This window comes from Pseudomonas ekonensis (assembly GCF_019145435.1).
Taxonomy (GTDB): domain Bacteria; phylum Pseudomonadota; class Gammaproteobacteria; order Pseudomonadales; family Pseudomonadaceae; genus Aquipseudomonas; species Aquipseudomonas ekonensis.
Map to the genome: position 1 here is coordinate 1,366,106 of NZ_JAHSTS010000001.1, position 17,860 is coordinate 1,383,965.

Annotated in this window: 15 protein-coding genes; 11 read left to right on the forward strand and 4 right to left on the reverse strand. The window is 63.2% G+C overall.

Annotated elements, in window-relative coordinates; translation table 11 throughout:
• Positions 1-59: 59 nt before the first annotated feature.
• Positions 60-1,982, forward strand: coding sequence for an ATP-binding cassette domain-containing protein (locus KVG96_RS06255; RefSeq protein ID WP_085584644.1), 1,923 nt, complete (start codon positions 60-62; stop codon positions 1,980-1,982).
• An 81-nt stretch (positions 1,983-2,063) separates the two neighbouring features.
• On the opposite strand, the gene KVG96_RS06260 is transcribed toward KVG96_RS06255, so the two are convergent.
• On the reverse strand, positions 2,064-2,501 hold the full coding sequence (locus KVG96_RS06260) for a universal stress protein (RefSeq protein ID WP_085584573.1): 438 nt from the start codon (positions 2,499-2,501) through the stop codon (positions 2,064-2,066).
• A 102-nt stretch (positions 2,502-2,603) separates the two neighbouring features.
• On the opposite strand from KVG96_RS06260, the gene KVG96_RS06265 reads away from it, so the two are divergent.
• From KVG96_RS06265 to KVG96_RS06295, 7 genes are all read left to right on the forward strand, one after another.
• The gene (locus KVG96_RS06265; protein ID WP_217891249.1) at positions 2,604-3,041 is read left to right on the forward strand and encodes a hypothetical protein; all 438 of its coding nucleotides are present in this window, start codon (positions 2,604-2,606) and stop codon (positions 3,039-3,041) included.
• Between the two features lie 538 nt (positions 3,042-3,579).
• Positions 3,580-5,727 carry a fatty acid oxidation complex subunit alpha FadB gene (fadB, locus tag KVG96_RS06270; protein WP_217891250.1) on the forward strand — a complete coding sequence of 716 codons (2,148 nt, stop codon included), beginning with the start codon at positions 3,580-3,582 and terminating at the stop codon, positions 5,725-5,727.
• A 30-nt stretch (positions 5,728-5,757) separates the two neighbouring features.
• Complete coding sequence (fadA, locus tag KVG96_RS06275) at positions 5,758-6,933, forward strand: acetyl-CoA C-acyltransferase FadA (protein ID WP_085584567.1); 1,176 nt, start codon at positions 5,758-5,760, stop codon at positions 6,931-6,933.
• Positions 6,934-7,030: 97 nt separating this feature from the next.
• A complete protein-coding gene (locus tag KVG96_RS06280) occupies positions 7,031-7,267 on the forward strand; it encodes a DUF1653 domain-containing protein (RefSeq protein WP_217891251.1) in 237 nt (78 codons plus the stop codon).
• A 114-nt stretch (positions 7,268-7,381) separates the two neighbouring features.
• Complete coding sequence (gene topA, locus KVG96_RS06285; RefSeq protein ID WP_217891252.1) at positions 7,382-10,012, forward strand: type I DNA topoisomerase; 2,631 nt, start codon at positions 7,382-7,384, stop codon at positions 10,010-10,012.
• A 160-nt stretch (positions 10,013-10,172) separates the two neighbouring features.
• Complete coding sequence (locus KVG96_RS06290; protein ID WP_217892447.1) at positions 10,173-10,697, forward strand: DUF6586 family protein; 525 nt, start codon at positions 10,173-10,175, stop codon at positions 10,695-10,697.
• A 106-nt stretch (positions 10,698-10,803) separates the two neighbouring features.
• On the forward strand, positions 10,804-11,037 hold the full coding sequence (locus KVG96_RS06295; protein WP_003226592.1) for a hypothetical protein: 234 nt from the start codon (positions 10,804-10,806) through the stop codon (positions 11,035-11,037).
• Positions 11,038-11,104: 67 nt separating this feature from the next.
• On the opposite strand, the gene sulA is transcribed toward KVG96_RS06295, so the two are convergent.
• Complete coding sequence (sulA, locus tag KVG96_RS06300; protein ID WP_217891253.1) at positions 11,105-11,578, reverse strand: SOS-induced cell division inhibitor SulA; 474 nt, start codon at positions 11,576-11,578, stop codon at positions 11,105-11,107.
• 10 nt (positions 11,579-11,588) lie between these two features.
• Positions 11,589-12,197: a transcriptional repressor LexA gene (gene lexA, locus KVG96_RS06305; protein WP_085584557.1), complete on the reverse strand. Its 609-nt coding sequence runs from the start codon at positions 12,195-12,197 to the stop codon at positions 11,589-11,591.
• 229 nt (positions 12,198-12,426) lie between these two features.
• On the opposite strand from lexA, the gene KVG96_RS06310 reads away from it, so the two are divergent.
• From KVG96_RS06310 to KVG96_RS06320, 3 genes are all read left to right on the forward strand, one after another.
• Positions 12,427-13,134, forward strand: a complete 708-nt coding sequence (locus KVG96_RS06310) for a TetR/AcrR family transcriptional regulator (RefSeq protein WP_085584555.1) — start codon at positions 12,427-12,429, stop codon at positions 13,132-13,134.
• A gap of 168 nt (positions 13,135-13,302) precedes the next feature.
• A complete protein-coding gene (gene nagZ, locus KVG96_RS06315; protein WP_176243877.1) occupies positions 13,303-14,301 on the forward strand; it encodes a beta-N-acetylhexosaminidase in 999 nt (332 codons plus the stop codon).
• A 12-nt stretch (positions 14,302-14,313) separates the two neighbouring features.
• A complete protein-coding gene (locus KVG96_RS06320; RefSeq protein ID WP_085584551.1) occupies positions 14,314-15,051 on the forward strand; it encodes an S-methyl-5'-thioinosine phosphorylase in 738 nt (245 codons plus the stop codon).
• Between the two features lie 116 nt (positions 15,052-15,167).
• On the opposite strand, the gene KVG96_RS06325 is transcribed toward KVG96_RS06320, so the two are convergent.
• The gene (locus KVG96_RS06325) at positions 15,168-17,858 is read right to left on the reverse strand and encodes a DEAD/DEAH box helicase (RefSeq protein WP_217891254.1); all 2,691 of its coding nucleotides are present in this window, start codon (positions 17,856-17,858) and stop codon (positions 15,168-15,170) included.
• Positions 17,859-17,860: the final 2 nt, after the last annotated feature.

Genomic DNA, 17,860 nt, shown 5'->3' on the forward strand with positions numbered 1-17,860 from the left:
TGCCGGCCTGCTGGAGCCCCGATTCAGGTAGAATGCGCGCCCGGTTTTTGGAGAAGCTCATGACCCTGCTCAAATTCAGCGATGTGTCCCTTGCGTTCGGCGCCATGCCGTTGTTGGACAAGGTGTCCTGGCAGATCGCCCGTGGTGAGCGGGTCTGCATCATCGGCCGCAACGGCACCGGCAAATCCAGCATGATGAAACTGGTCAAGGGCGACCAGAAGCCCGACGACGGAGCGGTATGGCGAGCTCCCGGTCTGAAGATCGGCGAATTGCCTCAGGAATTGCCGGTGGCCGACGAACGGACGGTGTTCGACGTGGTGGCCGAAGGCCTCGACGGCGTCGGCGCGCTGCTTGCCGAATATCACCACCTGAGCCAGAACATCGTCACCGACGCCGATCTGGAAAAGCTGATGCACGTTCAGCACGACCTCGAAGCCCGTGACGGCTGGCGCCTGCAGACCCTGGTCGACAGCACCCTGAGCCGCCTGCAACTGCCGGCCGACAAGACCCTCGCCGAGCTGTCCGGCGGCTGGCGTCGCCGTGTGCTGCTGGCGCAGGCGCTGGTGTCCGAGCCGGACCTGCTGCTGCTCGACGAACCGACCAACCACCTGGACATCGGCGCGATCGCCTGGCTCGAAGAGGCGCTGAAGGACTTCCAGGGCGCGGTGCTGTTCATCACCCACGACCGTTCCTTCCTGCAGAACCTGGCCACCCGCATCCTCGAGCTGGATCGTGGCGGCCTGATCGACTGGAACGGCGACTACGCCAGCTTCCTCGTCCACAAGGAAGCCGTGCTGGCGGCGGAAGAGACCGCCAACGCCTTGTTCGACAAGCGCCTGGCCCAGGAAGAAGTCTGGATCCGCCAAGGCATCAAGGCCCGCCGCACCCGCAACGAAGGCCGCGTGCGTGCCCTGAAGGCCTTGCGGGTAGAGCGCAGCGAGCGCCGCGAACGCACCGGCAAGGCCAACATCCAGCTGGAGACCGCCGAGAAGTCCGGCAAGCAGGTGATGGTGCTGGAGAACGTGAGCTTCGCCCACCCGGGCGGCCCGTTCCTGGTCCGCGATTTCTCGATGGTGCTGCAGCGCGGCGACCGCATCGGCCTGCTGGGCGCCAACGGCACCGGCAAAACCACCTTGCTCAAGCTGATGCTCGGCGGCCTGCAACCGAGCAGCGGCACGGTCGAGGAAGGCACCAAGATCGACGTGGCCTATTTCGACCAGCTGCGCCATCAGCTGGATCTGGAAAAGACCGTGATCGACAACGTCGCCGAAGGCCGCGACTTCATCGAGATCGACGGGCAGAGCCGCCATGTGCTCAGCTACCTCGGCGACTTCCTGTTCAGCCCGCAGCGTGCGCGCACCCCGGTCAAGGCATTGTCCGGCGGCGAGCGTGCGCGCCTGCTGCTGGCCAAGCTGTTCAGCAAGCCGGCCAACCTGCTGGTGCTCGACGAACCGACCAACGACCTCGATGTGGAAACCCTCGAGTTGCTCGAAGAGGTGCTGCTGACCTTCAGCGGCACTGTGCTGATGGTCAGCCACGACCGGGCGTTCCTCGACAACGTCGTCACCAGCACCCTGGTGTTCGAAGGCGAGGGCAAGGTGCGCGAGTACGTAGGCGGTTACCAGGACTGGATCCGTCAGGGCGGCTCGCCGCGTCTGCTGGGCGTGACCGAGAGCAAATCCGGCAAGGCCGACTTGAATTCGGCGGTGGTGAAGGCCGAACCCGCGCCGGTGGCCGCTCCGGTGGCCGAAGCCCCGGCCGCGAAGAAGAAGTTGAGCTACAAGCTGCAGCGCGAGCTGGAAGCGCTGCCGGGCGACATCGACGCCAAGGAACAGCAGATCGCCGCCGTGGAAGCCGAAATGGCCGAAGCCGGCTTCTACCAGCGTCCGCCGGCGGAGACAGCTGAAGTGCTGGCTTCGCTGGAGCGCCTGCAGGCGGAGCTGGACGCCCTGGTGGAGCGTTGGGCCGAGCTGGAGGCCTGACCGCCCCCGGAAACGGAAAAGCCCGGCGTCCAGTGATGGGCGCCGGGCTTTTCGCATGCGGGTCGGGCGCTGGAGAGAGGCTCAGCGCTTGATCAGGTGCACCGCCAGTACATCGCACGGCGCGCCGTGCAGCACATCGTTGGCGGTCGACCCCAGCAGCAGCGCCAGGCCGTGCCGGCCATGGCTGCCGACCACGATCAGGTCGCATTCCTGTTCCTTGGCGAAATGGTGGATTTCCTGGCGCGGCTGGCCGTAGGTCAGGTGGCAGTTGGCGCTTTCCAGCTCGCTGTACTTGTGCTTGAGGCGCTCCAGGCGCTCCTTGGCCTGGTCGAACTGCTGCTGTTGCAGTTGTGACAGATCCATCGGCACGTCACCGCCGAAGGCCATGGCCATCGGCTCGACGATGTGCACCAGCGACAGCTTGGCGCCGTTGCTCACCGACAGCTCGCGGGCGCGGTGGATCACGGGGTCGCATTCTTCGGTCAGGTCGACGGCGACCAGGATGTGGTGGTAGGGCATGGTTGCGCCTCCAGAGGATTCGATAGTGTTAAGTATGGCTGGTTTCAAGCGCATTGGTTCCGAACTGAAGCAATGGGCTCATCCAAAAACGGGAGTAGAGATATGACGGTCTGGCTGGTGGTGTCAATCCTGCTGGTGGTGTTGAGTCCGCTGGCATGGTTGCGCCCGTCCCGCGTGCAGAGCGGCCGCATGGCCCTGCGCATGGAGGCGCGGCGCCTGGGCCTGGCCATGCAATTGGCGCCCCAGGAATGGCCGCACTGGCTGTCTCAGGAGCCGCCGAACCCGTGCGCGCAGTACCACCGGCCGCGGCGCGGCAGCCGGCCGGCGTGTTGGGCCTACTGGCAGAAGTCTGCCGGGGTCTGGGTCAATCAATGGCAGGAGGCCTGCGAAGACCCTGCGCTGCTGGATCATTTCCGCAAGTTGCCGGCCAATGTCTTCAAGGTCGAGGCGGACAAGCAGATGATCGCCCTGTATTGGGGCGAGAAAGGCGAGGCCAGCGTCTTGCAGGACATCGACGCCACGCTGAAAGCGCTGGCGTGATCCAGGGACGTTTCGTGCCGCAACGGTGCGAAACGTCCGGCAGACGCGCAATAAAAAGCCCGACATGATGCATCGGGCGGGGTTGGCCAGGCAGGCCGGAAAATCTTCTGGGGCGTAGCCGGACGCTGTCCGTTCGCCTGGATGCGGCTGTTTTCCTGCGTCCTCCCGTGAGCGTAGCCCGTTGGACGGGGCTCGCCGGGAATTAGGGCGACTTTTCTAATGATTGATCTTATGAATGTACTCACATGCAACCGTGAGCGGTGGCCTGTGTCCTACGGAAATGACCGTAAGGTCGCGTTTGAACCGGTATTTCGGGCGATTGACAATTGTCGGAAATTCCGTGAATGTGGCGTACCCAAATCAAACGGGCGTATGAATTGAGCGTTTGTATTGCAGACTGCTCCTACAGATTCCCGACTATCGCGTTGGCGGGTGTGCCGGGTGGATTGGCGTCAGCATCGACGAAAAAAACGTCCTGCGAGCCGGTTGCCTGCGTCCGACGTGTACTGTTCAGCTTCCATATCGTGGAGATCAGTTGATGATTTACGAAGGTAAAGCCATCACGGTTAAAGCTCTTGAAAGTGGCATCGTCGAATTGAATTTCGACCTCAAGGGTGAGTCCGTCAACAAGTTCAACCGTCTTACCCTGAACGAACTGCGTCAGGCCGTGGACACCATCAAGGCAGATGCTTCGATCAAGGGCGTGATCGTCAGCAGTGGCAAGGACGTCTTCATTGTCGGCGCCGACATCACCGAATTTGTCGACAACTTCAAGCTGCCGGATGCCGAGCTGGTTGCTGGCAATCTCGAAGCCAACAAGATCTTCAGCGATTTCGAAGACCTCAACGTGCCGACCGTTGCCGCGATCAACGGCATCGCCCTGGGCGGCGGTCTGGAAATGTGCCTGGCGGCCGATTACCGCGTCATGTCCACCAAGGCCAAGATCGGTCTGCCGGAAGTCAAGCTGGGCATCTACCCGGGCTTCGGCGGCACCGTGCGCCTGCCGCGCCTGATCGGTGCCGACAACGCCATCGAGTGGATCGCCGCCGGCAAGGAAAACCGTCCTGAGGACGCGCTGAAGGTCGGCGCGGTCGATGCGGTGGTCGCTCCCGAGAAGCTTCACGACGCCGCTGTGCAACTGGTCAAGCGCGCCATCTCCGGCGAGTTCGACTTCAAGGCCAAGCGTCAGCCGAAGCTGGACAAGCTCAAGCTCAACGCCATCGAGCAGATGATGGCTTTCGAGACCGCCAAGGGTTTCGTGGCCGGCCAGGCCGGTCCGAACTACCCGGCTCCGGTCGAAGCGATCAAGACCATCCAGAAAGCCGCGAACTTCGGTCGCGACAAGGCCCTGGAAGTCGAAGCCGCCGGCTTCGTCAAACTGGCCAAGACTTCGGCCGCACAGAGCCTGATCGGCCTGTTCCTGAACGATCAGGAGCTGAAGAAAAAGGCCAAGGCCTACGATGAGATCGCCCAGGACGTGAAGCAGGCCGCCGTATTGGGCGCCGGCATCATGGGTGGCGGCATCGCCTATCAGTCGGCCTCCAAAGGTACGCCGATCCTGATGAAGGACATCAACGAGCACGGCATCGAGCAAGGCCTGGCCGAAGCGGCCAAGCTGCTGGTGAGCCGCGTCGACAAGGGCCGCATGACCGCAGCGAAGATGGCTGAAGTGCTCAACGGCATCCGTCCTACGCTGTCCTACGGCGATTTCGGCCACGTCGATCTGGTGGTCGAAGCGGTCGTCGAGAACCCGAAGGTCAAGCAAGCCGTGCTGGCCGAAGTGGAAGACCAGGTCAAAGAGGACACCATCCTGGCGTCCAACACCTCGACCATTTCCATCAGCCTGCTGGCCAAGGCCCTGAAGCGTCCGGAAAACTTCGTCGGCATGCACTTCTTCAACCCGGTGCACATGATGCCGCTGGTGGAAGTGATCCGTGGCGAGAAGTCCAGCGAGCTGGCCGTCGCCACCACCGTTGCCTACGCCAAGAAAATGGGCAAGAACCCGATCGTCGTCAACGACTGCCCGGGCTTCCTGGTCAACCGCGTGCTGTTCCCGTACTTCGGCGGTTTCGCCAAGCTGGTCAGCGCCGGTGTGGACTTCGTGCGCATCGACAAGGTCATGGAGAAGTTCGGCTGGCCGATGGGCCCGGCCTACCTGATGGACGTGGTCGGCATCGACACCGGCCACCACGGCCGTGACGTGATGGCTGATGGCTTCCCTGACCGCATGAAGGACGACCGTCGTTCGGCCGTGGACGTGTTGTACGAAGCCAAGCGCCTGGGCCAGAAGAACGGCAAGGGCTTCTACGCCTACGAGGCCGACAAGAAAGGCAAGCAGAAGAAGGTCGCCGATCCGTCGGTGCTGGAAGTGCTCAAGCCGATCGTCTACGAGCAGCGCGAAGTCACCGACGAAGACATCATCAACTGGATGATGATCCCGCTGTGCCTGGAAACCGTGCGTTGCCTGGAAGACGGCATCGTCGAAACCGCCGCCGAAGCCGACATGGGCCTGGTCTACGGCATCGGTTTCCCTCCATTCCGTGGCGGTGCGCTGCGCTACATCGATTCGATCGGTGTTGCCGAGTTCGTTGCCCTGGCCGACCAGTACGCTGACTTGGGCGCGCTGTACCACCCGACCGCGAAGCTGCGCGAAATGGCCAAGAACGGCCAGAGCTTCTTCGGTTAAGCGCCCCCAAACTAGAGTGAGAGTGAACGTATGAGCTTGAATCCTAGAGACGTCGTGATCGTCGACTTCGGTCGTACTCCGATGGGCCGCTCCAAGGGCGGCATGCACCGCAACACCCGCGCCGAAGACATGTCGGCGCACCTGATCAGCAAACTGCTGGAGCGCAACACCAAGGTCGACCCGGCGGAAGTCGAGGACGTGATCTGGGGCTGCGTGAACCAGACCCTGGAGCAAGGCTGGAACATCGCGCGCATGGCGTCGCTGATGACCCAGATCCCGCACACCTCGGCCGGCCAGACCGTCAGCCGCCTGTGCGGTTCGTCGATGAGCGCCCTGCACACCGCGGCGCAAGCGATCATGACCGGCAACGGTGACGTGTTCGTGGTGGGCGGCGTCGAGCATATGGGCCACGTGAGCATGATGCACGGCGTCGATCCGAATCCGCACATGTCGCTGTACGCGGCCAAGGCGTCGGGCATGATGGGCCTGACCGCCGAAATGCTCGGCAAGATGCACGGCATCACCCGTGAACAGCAGGACGCCTTCGGCCTGCGCTCCCACCAGCTCGCCCACAAGGCGACCGTTGAGGGCAAGTTCAAGGATGAGATCATCCCGATGCAGGGCTACGACGAGAACGGTTTCCTGAAAACCTTCGACTACGACGAAACCATTCGTCCGGAAACCACCCTGGAAAGCCTGGCGACCCTGAAGCCGGCCTTCAACCCGAAGGGCGGCACCGTGACGGCCGGCACTTCGTCGCAGATCACCGACGGTGCCTCGTGCATGATCGTGATGTCGGCGCAGCGTGCCCAGGATCTGGGCATCCAGCCGATGGCGGTGATCCGTTCGATGGCGGTGGCGGGCGTGGATCCGGCGATCATGGGCTACGGCCCGGTGCCGGCCACGCAGAAGGCGCTGAAGCGTGCGGGCCTGGGCATCAACGACATCGACTTCTTCGAGCTCAACGAAGCGTTCGCGGCGCAGGCCCTGCCAGTGCTCAAGGACCTGAAAGTGCTCGACAAGATGAACGAGAAGGTTAACCTGCATGGCGGCGCGATCGCCCTGGGTCACCCGTTCGGTTGCTCCGGTGCACGGATTTCCGGCACCTTGCTGAACGTGATGAAGCAGAATGGCGGCACCTTCGGGGTGGCCACCATGTGCATTGGTCTCGGCCAAGGCATCTCCACCGTCTTCGAACGCGTTTAAGCGTCTCGTCGACGGAAGCCGGGGCCCAGTGCCCCGGTTTTTGTTTTTGCGGTTTTTTTTGTTTTTATTTTGAAAAGATTTGAGTGAGGGCCGAAGCATGCCGATACAACCTGGGCTGTACCAGCATTACAAAGGTCCGCAGTACCGCGTATTCAGTGTCGCGCGGCATTCCGAGACCGAAGAGGAAGTGGTCTTTTACCAAGCCCTGTATGGCGAATACGGCTTCTGGGTACGCCCTTTGAGCATGTTTCTGGAGTCCGTCGAGGTTGACGGCGAGCAGGTGCCACGCTTTGCTTTGGTGCAGGCCGAACCGAGCATCTTTACCGGGCCGTGAGGCGAGTGCGCGCAGAACCCTGCGCTTGACCTCACCTTGTAGCCACTATATATAGCGGTGCCGCGTCAGGCGCCAACCGCCTTTCACTTCTAGAATTCAGGAATTTTCCGATCCATGGGCAAATCGCTGGTCATTGTGGAATCCCCGGCTAAGGCCAAGACCATCAACAAGTATCTGGGCAACCAATACGTGGTGAAGTCGAGTATCGGCCATATCCGAGACCTGCCCACCAGCGGTTCGGCTAGCGCCACCAAGGAGCCGGCCGCCAAGCGCGGCAAGGCCGCCGCCGGCGAGGCCCCAGCGCTGTCGCCGAAGGAAAAGGCGCGCAAGCAGCTGGTTTCGCGCATGGGCGTGGATCCCGACCACGGCTGGAAAGCCAAGTACGAGATCCTTCCGGGCAAGGAAAAGGTCATCGAAGAGCTGCGCCGCCTCGCCAAAGACGCCGACACCATCTATCTGGCGACGGACTTGGACCGCGAAGGGGAAGCCATCGCCTGGCACCTGCGCGAAGCCATCGGTGGCGACGACAGTCGCTACAAGCGCGTGGTGTTCAACGAAATCACCAAGAAGGCGATCCAGGAAGCCTTCTCGGAGCCGGGCGAGCTCGACATCGACCGCGTCAATGCCCAGCAGGCCCGTCGCTTTCTCGACCGTGTCGTCGGCTACATGGTTTCGCCGCTGCTGTGGGCCAAGATCGCCCGTGGCCTGTCCGCCGGCCGCGTGCAATCGGTGGCCGTGAAGCTGGTGGTCGAGCGCGAGCGTGAGATCCGCGCCTTCAACCCGGAAGAGTACTGGGAGGTGCATGCTGACCTCGGCACCGCCAAGGGTTCGACCGTGCGCTTCGAAGTGGCCCGCGAAAAGGGTGAGGCCTTCAAGCCGCTGAACGAGGCCCAGACCCTGGCCGCGCTGGAGAAGCTCAAGGCGTCCAGCTACAGCATCGTCAAGCGCGAAGACAAGCCCACCAGCAGCAAGCCGTCGGCGCCGTTCATCACCTCCACCCTGCAGCAGGCCGCGAGCAACCGCCTGGGCTTCGGCGTGAAGAAGACCATGATGATGGCCCAGCGTCTGTATGAGGCTGGCTACATCACCTATATGCGTACCGACTCCACCAACCTGTCGGCCGATGCCGTAGCGATGGCGCGTACCTACATCGAAAGCGAGTTCGGCAAGAAGTACCTGCCGGAGTCGCCGAACGTCTACAGCAGCAAGGAAGGCGCCCAGGAGGCTCACGAAGCGATCCGTCCGTCCGACGCCAATACCGTTCCGAGCAAGCTGTCGGGCATGGAGCGCGACGCCGAGCGCCTCTACGAGCTGATCTGGCGCCAGTTCCTGGCCTGTCAGATGCTGCCGGCGCAGTACCTGTCGACCACCGTCAGCGTGGCGGCCGGCGACTTCGAGCTGCGCGCCAAGGGCCGCATCCTCAAGTTCGACGGCTACACCCGGGTCCTGCCGCAGATCGCCAAGCCCGGCGATGATGACGTGCTGCCGGACATGGCCCAAGGCGACGCGATGAAGCTGATCAAGCTCGATCCGTCCCAGCACTTCACCAAGCCGCCGGCCCGTTATTCGGAAGCCAGCCTGGTCAAGGAAATGGAAAAGCGCGGCATCGGCCGGCCGTCGACCTATGCGGCGATCATTTCGACCATTCAGGACCGCGGTTACGTGACCCTGCACAACCGCCGTTTCTACTCGGAAAAAATGGGCGACATCGTCACCGAGCGCCTCTCGGAGAGCTTCGCGAACCTTATGGACTACGGCTTCACCGCCGGCATGGAAGAGAACCTCGACGACGTGGCCGAAGGTGAGCGCGACTGGAAGAACGTGCTGGACGAGTTCTACGGCGACTTCAAGAAGAAGCTTGAGGTGGCGGAGAACCCGGACAGCGGCATGCGCGCCAACCAGCCGGTGATGACCGACATCCCGTGCCAGACCTGCGCCCGTCCGATGCAGATCCGTACCGCGTCCACTGGCGTGTTCCTCGGTTGCTCGGGCTACAGCCTGCCGCCTAAGGAGCGCTGCAAGGCCACCGTCAACCTGGTGCCGGGCGACGAAATCGCGGCGGACGACGAGGGTGAATCGGAATCCCTGGTATTGCGTGGCAAGCATCGCTGCCCGATCTGCAGCACGGCGATGGACGCCTACCTGCTCGACGAGAAGCGCAAGCTGCACATTTGCGGCAACAACCCGGATTGCGCCGGCTACGAGATCGAAGAGGGCAGCTACCGCATCAAGGGCTATGAAGGCCCGAGCCTGGAATGCGACAAGTGCGGCAGCGAGATGCAGCTCAAGACCGGCCGTTTCGGCAAGTTCTTCGGCTGCACCAATGCGACCTGCAAGAACACCCGCAAGCTGCTCAAGAGCGGTGATGCGGCGCCGCCGAAGATGGATCCGGTGAAGATGCCTGAGCTCAAGTGCGAAAAGGTCGATGACACCTACATCCTGCGCGACGGCGCTTCCGGTCTGTTCCTGGCCGCCAGCCAGTTCCCGAAGAACCGCGAGACGCGTGCGCCGCTGGTGCTTGAGATCCTGCCGCACAAGGACGAGATCGATCCGAAGTACCACTTCCTGTGCGAAGCGCCGCAGAAAGACCCTGACGGCCTGCCGACGGTGATCCGTTACAGCCGCAAGACCAAGGAGCAGTACGTGCAGTCCGAAGTGGACAGCAAGCCGACCGGCTGGAAGGCGTACTACGACGGCGGTAAGTGGACGGTCGAAGACAAGCGCCCGGCGAAAGCCAAAGCTTGATCGGGCAATAGCCCGGCATTGTCGGCGATCTGAACGCAAAGGCCGGATGGAACCCTGGGTTTCATCCGGCCTTTCTGTTTTGTGCTTGCGGACGCATCGGATGATCCATGACACTGTCCGACCTGTGTGACGCAATCATTTCGATGTGGGGACTGCCGGCATGGCACATGAGCTCTATACCCGTACCAACCAGAAAATCTATTTTGCCGGTTTGTCGCTGGAGGCCTTGGCCAGGGCCGAAGAAGGGCGGGCCATGAATTCGTTGGCGTTGATCCAGGCAGGGCGCGAGTCGGCGTTGTTTCACCTGTACGGTGCGTTGCTGGGGCTCTGCCATGAGATCGCCGGTTTCTACCGGCTGCCGCAGGCAGGCGCGCCTCGGGCGGAAGCGCTGCTGAACCGTGATGTGCTGGAGTCGATCGCGATTCCGGAGCTGGCCGAGATGATCGAGCTGGCGGGTAATCCGGAAACCTGGCTGGCGAAGCTGCTGGCTGCGCATTCGGCCATGTTCCAGCCGCCTCGGGTGCCGCACAAGCCCAAGGGGGATGTGACGCAGCCGTTGATTCAGGCGGTAAACCTGGATGAGGAGGAGGCGCCTGCGGAGCTGAGCCGGGAAGAACTGGAGAGCTGGCGGCAGAACCTCAAAGAACTGGCGATTCGCTTCCGCGAAGGCCTGAACGAGTGCTGATGGGCTGAGGGACGCGGGTGGCACCTTACATGCTGCTGGTCAAGATCCCGAGCGAAGCCTTGACGATCTCTATATAATCGCTGCCTTTCGTGGAGAACAGACCCATATGCCAACGTCCTTTCTAGAGATTGTCGAGTTACCAGACGGCCGAATCGAACTGCGCAGGGCCGAAGATGAAGGCTCCCTGGTGACTCTGGATTTCTCCGAGGATGCCAAGGCGTTCCTTCAGGGTCAGCACGTGGAAATCGCCAAGGCGATGCTCAGCGTCGGCGTCCAGATGGCCGGTCGCATGGTCGAAGGCGAGTTCGACAAAGAGGAAGGGCCACGGGTTCTGCATTGATCCCGTCGGTCGGGCTTCTCTGTCCCTGGAGAGGCCCGGAGCTTGAGGCAGAGCGTTCCTCGCTCAGTCAACCCAATCGAATGTTCAGGCTTTGAGCGTCCCCGGCACGGGCGGCGCCGATCAGTTGTTGCCGTGAGCCAGGACTGAGAGGGTTGAGCCAGGTGACCACGGTGTGGCTGCGCCCCAGGCGCAATGCCTCACAGGCCAGTTGCTGAGCGCTTTGGGCTCCGCGAGGCTGCAGCAGCAGGATCCGTTCGCGGTTCAGGCCGGCATCCCGCAGCCAGGCCTGGGTCAGGCTTGCGGGTGGCGCGATCAAGGTGAGCCAGCGGGCGTCCTGCTCTTCGCTCAGGTCACGAAGAATGGGGGCAAGCAGGTTCAGGCAGTTCCCGGCAGCGCCTCGCAGTGACAGTTCGCTGAAGACTTCCGGGGCGGCATTCCAGGGACGCTCGACGATGTCCTTCAGGACTGGCGCCATCGGTTGCGCCAGAAAAGCTTCGAACAAGGGCAGTTGTGTTTGCTGAGGTGCGTGAGGGAACTGCATACAGCCTCCTTTAGCGGCGGATCACGCCGACACTCAAACCTTCGATGACCAGTTCCTGATCCTGGAGGTTGACTTCGATAGGGGCGAACTCAGGGTTTTCGGCGATCAGCCAGACCTTGCTGCCGTCGCGCTTGAAACGCTTGACGGTCACTTCGTCGCCGATCCGGGCTACGACGATCTGGCCGTTGCGGGCCTCCCGGGTGGTGTGAACCGCCAGCAGGTCACCGTCGAAAATGCCGATGTCCTTCATGCTCATGCCGTGCACGCGCAGCAGATAGTCGGCGCGCGGGTGGAAGAAGGCAGGATTGATGTTGCAGGACTCTTCGATATGTTGCTGGGCCAGGATGGGGGCGCCGGCAGCCACGCGGCCGATGATCGGCAGTGTGGATTCGTCGACCTTGGCTTCGAAATCGGGAATGCGGATGCCGCGGGAGGCGCCGGGCGTCATCTCGATCGCGCCCTTGCGGGCCAGGGCCTTGAGGTGTTCCTCGGCGGCGTTGGGGGACTTGAAGCCCAGTTCCTGAGCGATTTCCGCGCGGGTCGGCGGATAGCCGTTGTCTTCGAGGCAACGTTTGATAAAGGCCAGAATCTCGGCTTGGCGTGGCGTCAGCTTAAGCATATTGATCGCTCTGTCTTTTTATACAGTGACTGGGATTATATACAGTGGGCGAGGCTTGGCAATGCCCGTTTTTCGGCAGCCCGCCGGACGGTCGGCGACGGCTCCCGTCAAAGGCGCGGCCTTGTGTGGTTAAATACCTGACCGACCGTTCCCAAAACGAACCGGCAGGCTTGACAAGGCATGGGCTGAAACGTATGTTTCAAACAAGTGTTTGTCAGGCGGAGTAGCCATGGCCCAGTCGGAAACCGTTGAACGCATTCTCGATGCTGCCGAGCAATTGTTCGCGGAGAAAGGTTTCGCCGAAACCTCGTTGCGTTTGATCACCAGCAAGGCCGGGGTCAACCTGGCGGCGGTGAATTACCACTTCGGTTCCAAGAAGGCGCTGATCCAGGCAGTCTTCTCCCGGTTCCTCGGGCCGTTCTGCATCAGCCTCGACAAAGAGCTGGAGCGTCGCCAGGCCAAGCCGGAGCACAAGGCGTCCCTTGAGGAGCTGCTGGAGATCCTGGTCGAGCAGGCGCTGGTGGTCCAGCCCCGCAGCGGCAACGACCTGTCGATCTTCATGCGTTTGCTGGGCCTGGCCTTCAGTCAGAGCCAAGGTCACCTGCGCCGTTACCTCGAAGACATGTACGGCAAGGTGTTCCGCCGCTACATGCTGCTGGTCAACGAGGCCGCTCCGCGCATTCCGCCCATCGAGCTGTTCTGGCGCGTGCACTTCATGCTCGGCGCCGCCGCGTTCAGCATGTCCGGGATCAAGGCGTTGCGCGCCATCGCCGAAACCGATTTCGGCATCAACACGTCCATCGAGCAAGTGATGCGCCTGATGGTGCCGTTCCTCGCCGCCGGCATGCGCGCCGAAAGCGGCGTCACCGATGACGCCATGGCCGCCGCGCAATTGCGCCCCCGCAGCAAAACCGCCCCGGTGGCCGCCAAGGCCTGAGCAAACGGGTGGGCGCGGCGGCGGACATCCGCTAAGCTAGCCGCCCATGCCGACTCTCGTTCTGAACCCGTTCCCCGTTGAAACCGCCGACCCGCCGGGCAATGCCCCGGGCGGCGGTTGTCCGTGGAGCGGGTTTTTCGTTATCAAGGAATCCCTATGACTGCTGGCCTGCAAGGCTCGTTGATGGTGGACGTCGCCGGTACCTGGCTGACGGCCGAAGATCGCCAACTGTTGCGTCAGCCCGAAGTGGGCGGCCTGATCATTTTTGCCCGCAACATCGAACACCCCCGTCAGGTGCGGGAGCTGAGCGCGGCGATCCGCGCGGTGCGTCCCGACCTGTTGCTGGCGGTGGACCAAGAGGGCGGCCGGGTGCAGCGTCTGCGTCAGGGCTTCGTGCGGTTGCCGGCCATGCGGGCGATCGCCGACAACCCGAACGCCGAATACCTGGCCGAACAGTGCGGCTGGATCATGGCCACCGAAGTGCTGGCGGTGGGGCTCGACCTGAGCTTCGCGCCGGTGCTGGACCTGGATCACCAGCGCAGCGCCGTGGTGGGCACCCGTTCCTTCGAAGGGGACCCCGAGCGTGCCGCGCTGCTGGCCGGCGCCTTCATCCGCGGCATGAACAGCGCCGGGATGGCTGCCACGGGCAAGCACTTTCCCGGCCATGGCTGGGCCGAGGCAGACTCCCACGTGGCGATTCCGAACGATGAGCGCAGCCTCGACGAGATCCGCGCCAAGGATCTGGTGCCGTTCGCGAAGCTGAGCAAACAGCTGGCCGCCGTGATGCCGGCCCACGTCATTTATCCGCAGGTCGATGCGCAGCCGGCCGGGTTCTCCCGTCGCTGGCTGCAGGACATCCTGCGCGGCGAACTGCAGTTCGACGGCGTGATCTTCAGTGACGACCTGTCGATGGCCGGCGCCCATGTGGTGGGCGATGCCGCCAGCCGCATAGAGGCGGCGCTCAGTGCGGGTTGCGACATGGGCCTGGTCTGCAACGACCGCGCCGCCGCCGAGCTCGCCCTGAGCGCGGCGCAGCGCCTGAAGGTCAAGCCGTCCGCACGCATCGCCAGGATGCGCGGGCAGGCGTTCGCCAGCACCGACTACCGTCAGGATCCGCGCTGGCTCACCGCCCTCGGCGCGCTCAAAGACGCTCAACTGATTGATTAAGGATTCTTCGCTATGACGGTTTACGCGATTATCGGCGGCACCGGGCTGACCCAGCTTGAAGGCCTGAGCATCCGCCGCTCGCTGGCGCTGGACACGCCCTATGGCGCGCCCTCGGCCGAGGTGCAGATCGGTGAGTACGCCGGCAAGGAAGTGCTGTTCCTGGCCCGCCACGGCCACCCGCACCGTTTCCCGCCGCACAAGGTCAACTACCGCGCCAACCTGTGGGCCCTGAAGCAGGCCGGCGCCGAAGCGATCATCGCGGTCAACGCCGTGGGCGGGATCCATCCTGCAATGGGCACCGGGCATTTCTGCGTGCCGCACCAGATCGTGGATTACACCAGCGGCCGCGAGCACACCTTTTTCGCCGATGACCTGGAGCATGTCACCCACATCGACTTCAGCTTTCCCTACAGCGAACCGCTGCGCCAGCAGTTGATTGCTGCGCTGGCGGCCGAAGGCTGCGAGTACAGCGACCAGGGCGTCTATGCCTGCACGCAGGGGCCGCGCCTGGAAACCGTGGCGGAAATCGTGCGCCTGGAGCGTGACGGCTGCGACATCGTCGGCATGACCGGCATGCCGGAAGCCGCGCTGGCCCGCGAGCTGGAGCTGGATTACGCCTGTCTGTCGCTGGTGGTGAACCCGGCGGCGGGCAAGACCACGGCGGTCATCACCATGGCCGAGATCGAGCAGGCGCTGCATGACGGGATGGGCAAAGTGAAATCGACGCTGGCGCGGGTGCTCAAGGGCTGAGCCCGGCCTTACGCCGCGTCGCTCCCGCAGAGGCATGAGCCGTACCCAAAAGATCGGTTTGACTCAAGCCCTGTGGGAGCGGCGGTCTGATGATTCGACTTGCCCGCAATCCGTACTTAGCGCTTGTCGAACTTGTCCGGCAACGGCGCAAACAACGCTTCGATGTCGTCGTTCTGCAGCTTCCAGTCCCCGGCCTTGCGCCCGTCCAGCACGCCGGCCGCCAGGTCGGATTTTTCTTTCTGCAGGTGCTGAATTTTCTCTTCGACGGTGCCCCGGGCAATCATCTTGTAGACGAACACCGGTTTTTCCTGGCCGATCCGGTAGGCGCGGTCGGTGGCCTGGTTTTCCGTTGCCGGGTTCCACCACGGGTCGTAGTGAATCACCGTGTCCGCTTCGGTCAGGTTCAACCCGACGCCCCCAGCCTTCAGGCTGATCAGAAAGATCTGACGCTTGCCGCTCTGGAATTCCTTCACTGGCGTGCGACGGTCTCGGGTCTGGCCGGTCAGCAGCGCGTAATCCACCTTGCGTTTCTTCAGTTCGTCCTCAATCAGCGACAGCATCGAGGTGAACTGCGAGAACAGCAGGATCCGCCGGCCTTCATCGAGCAATTCCTCCAGCATCTCCATCAGGCTGTCGAGCTTGCCCGACGTGCTGCCGCGGGTGGGCGGGGCAGCGTCACTGACCAGGCGCAGGTCGCAGCAGACCTGGCGCAGCTTGAGCAGGGCTTCGAGGATGATGATCTGGCTGCGCGCCACGCCCTTGCGGGTGATCTCGTCGCGGACTTTCTTGTCCATCGCCAGGCGCATGGTTTCGTACACGTCGCGTTGGGCTTCGTTGAGTTCGACCCAGTGGATGATCTCGGTCTTGGGCGGCAGTTCGGTCGCCACCTGTTCTTTGGTGCGGCGCAGCAGGAACGGCTTGATCCGACCGTTGAGGTGTTGAAGTCTGACTTCGCTGGCGCGCTTTTCGATTGGCACCCGGTAAGCGGCATTGAAGCTTTTGACGTCGCCGAGCCAGCCGGGCAGCAGGAAATGGAACAGCGACCACAGTTCGCCCAGGTGGTTTTCCAGCGGCGTGCCGCTCAGGCACAGGCGCTGGCGGGCGTTCAGTTCGCGGGCGGTCTGGGCGGCCTTGCTGCCGGGGTTCTTGATGTATTGCGCCTCGTCCAGCACCAGCACATGCAGCGGTTGCCGGACGAGGTGGTCGATGTCCTTGGGCAGCAGCGCGTAGGTGGTGAGGATCAGGTCGTAATCCTCCAGGTGCTCGAAGTGCTTTTTGCGGCCGGCGCCGTACAGCGCGAGCACCTTGAGCTGCGGGGTGAAGTGCGCCGCCTCGTCGAGCCAGTTCGGGATCAGGCTGGTGGGCATCACCACCATGCTCGGGCGATCCAGGCGTCCGGCGTTCTTTTCAGAGAGGATGTGCGCCAGCGTCTGCAGGGTCTTGCCCAGGCCCATGTCGTCCGCCAGGATCCCGCCGACCTCCAGTTGCCGCAGCGACTGCATCCAGCTCAAGCCTTCGAGCTGATAGGGACGCAGCGTCGCGTTCAGGCCTTTGGGCGCCTTGGCGGAGTAGTCGCGGATGTCACGCAGGCGCTGGGCGAAACTGCGGATCTGTTCGCCGCCTTCCCATAGCAGGGGAATGCCTTCCAGCGCATTGAGCCGGGTGGCGTCGGCCTTGCTCAGGCGCAGGGCGGTTTCGCCCGGTTCCTGCAGGTAGAACCCGCCGAGCGTCGCCAGCACCGGTTTCAGCCGGCCCAGGGGCAGGGCCACTTGCAGCGGGCCGTGTTCGCTGTTGCGCTGGGGGATGTTCACCAGGATCAATTCGTCGTCGCGCCGGCGGGCGAGGCGTTCCGGGTTGAGGATCTCCGTGTGCGAGCGCATCAGGTTGAGCAGGATCGGCAGCAGGCTCAGGCGTTCGCCGTTGACGATGATCCCCAGCTCCAGGTCGAACCAGTCGCGCTCGGGCGTCTGTTCGACGGTGGCGTACCAATCGTCGACGGCGGTGAGGTCGAAGCCGAATTCGTCGTCGATCTGCAGCTCCCAGCCTTGGGTGCGCAGTTTCGGCAGGTCGTTGAGGGTGAAGGTCAGCCAGGCGCTGTCGTTGACCATTTCGTAGAGCTCGCCCGCGCTTTCGGGCAGGGCCTTGCTCTGCCGGGTGGCGATGCGGAAACCGAGGATGCGCAGTTGCTCGCGGTAGGTCTGTTCGATGTCCGGATGGCGTTTGATCCGCAGCGTCTGCGCTTCCTGGCGGATCAGGATGTCGCTGTTCTTCTGCCCGCTGACGTACTCGTCCAGATAGCTGAACGACAGCGCCGCGCGGTGCTGGATGTAGCGCTGCATCTTGCCGTTGCGCGGCTCGAACGCGCTGAACTCGACGCTGGCCAGCCACAGGCGCGGCACTGGCTGGACGTTGTCCACCAGCACTTGCGGCGGCGCCTTGGGGCTGCGGCTTTCGAGGACGGCCTGGAGTTTCTCCAGCAGTTCGGCGTCCTTCGCCGCCGCCGGGTACTCAAGGGTTTCCTGCACCTGCAAAAGGACCGCCGCGCAGTGTTTGCAGTTGCTGTGGACCGGGCAGGTGCACGTGGCGTCGACCATCAGCAGCGTGCCCTTTGCCGACTCGCGCAGGCGAATGGTCTGGCGGTAGACGTTGCCGCCGGAGCCTTCGCAACTGGCGGTGATGGTGGCGTCGCCGGCCTGGACGATCCGTACCCGGTTTTCCAGCGCGTAGCGGCGGCCGCGCTCCAGGCTCTGTTCCTTGAACCGGCCGACCCAGGAGGGTGCCAGCGGTTTGCTCAGGGGCGATGGCATAA

Excerpts from the sequence above, each read along its gene's own strand:
- KVG96_RS06295 (WP_003226592.1), top strand. The coding sequence starts at position 10,804 with ATGCCAACGTCCTTTCTAGAGATTGTCGAGTTACCAGACGGCCGAATC.
- sulA (WP_217891253.1), bottom strand. The coding sequence starts at position 11,578 with ATGCAGTTCCCTCACGCACCTCAGCAAACACAACTGCCCTTGTTCGAA.
- fadB (WP_217891250.1), top strand. The coding sequence starts at position 3,580 with ATGATTTACGAAGGTAAAGCCATCACGGTTAAAGCTCTTGAAAGTGGC.
- KVG96_RS06280 (WP_217891251.1), top strand. The coding sequence starts at position 7,031 with ATGCCGATACAACCTGGGCTGTACCAGCATTACAAAGGTCCGCAGTAC.
- KVG96_RS06310 (WP_085584555.1), top strand. The coding sequence starts at position 12,427 with ATGGCCCAGTCGGAAACCGTTGAACGCATTCTCGATGCTGCCGAGCAA.
- fadA (WP_085584567.1), top strand. The coding sequence starts at position 5,758 with ATGAGCTTGAATCCTAGAGACGTCGTGATCGTCGACTTCGGTCGTACT.
- lexA (WP_085584557.1), bottom strand. The coding sequence starts at position 12,197 with ATGCTTAAGCTGACGCCACGCCAAGCCGAGATTCTGGCCTTTATCAAA.
- topA (WP_217891252.1), top strand. The coding sequence starts at position 7,382 with ATGGGCAAATCGCTGGTCATTGTGGAATCCCCGGCTAAGGCCAAGACC.
- KVG96_RS06320 (WP_085584551.1), top strand. The coding sequence starts at position 14,314 with ATGACGGTTTACGCGATTATCGGCGGCACCGGGCTGACCCAGCTTGAA.
- KVG96_RS06290 (WP_217892447.1), top strand. The coding sequence starts at position 10,173 with ATGGCACATGAGCTCTATACCCGTACCAACCAGAAAATCTATTTTGCC.
- KVG96_RS06265 (WP_217891249.1), top strand. The coding sequence starts at position 2,604 with ATGACGGTCTGGCTGGTGGTGTCAATCCTGCTGGTGGTGTTGAGTCCG.
- KVG96_RS06325 (WP_217891254.1), bottom strand. The coding sequence starts at position 17,858 with ATGCCATCGCCCCTGAGCAAACCGCTGGCACCCTCCTGGGTCGGCCGG.
- KVG96_RS06255 (WP_085584644.1), top strand. The coding sequence starts at position 60 with ATGACCCTGCTCAAATTCAGCGATGTGTCCCTTGCGTTCGGCGCCATG.
- KVG96_RS06260 (WP_085584573.1), bottom strand. The coding sequence starts at position 2,501 with ATGCCCTACCACCACATCCTGGTCGCCGTCGACCTGACCGAAGAATGC.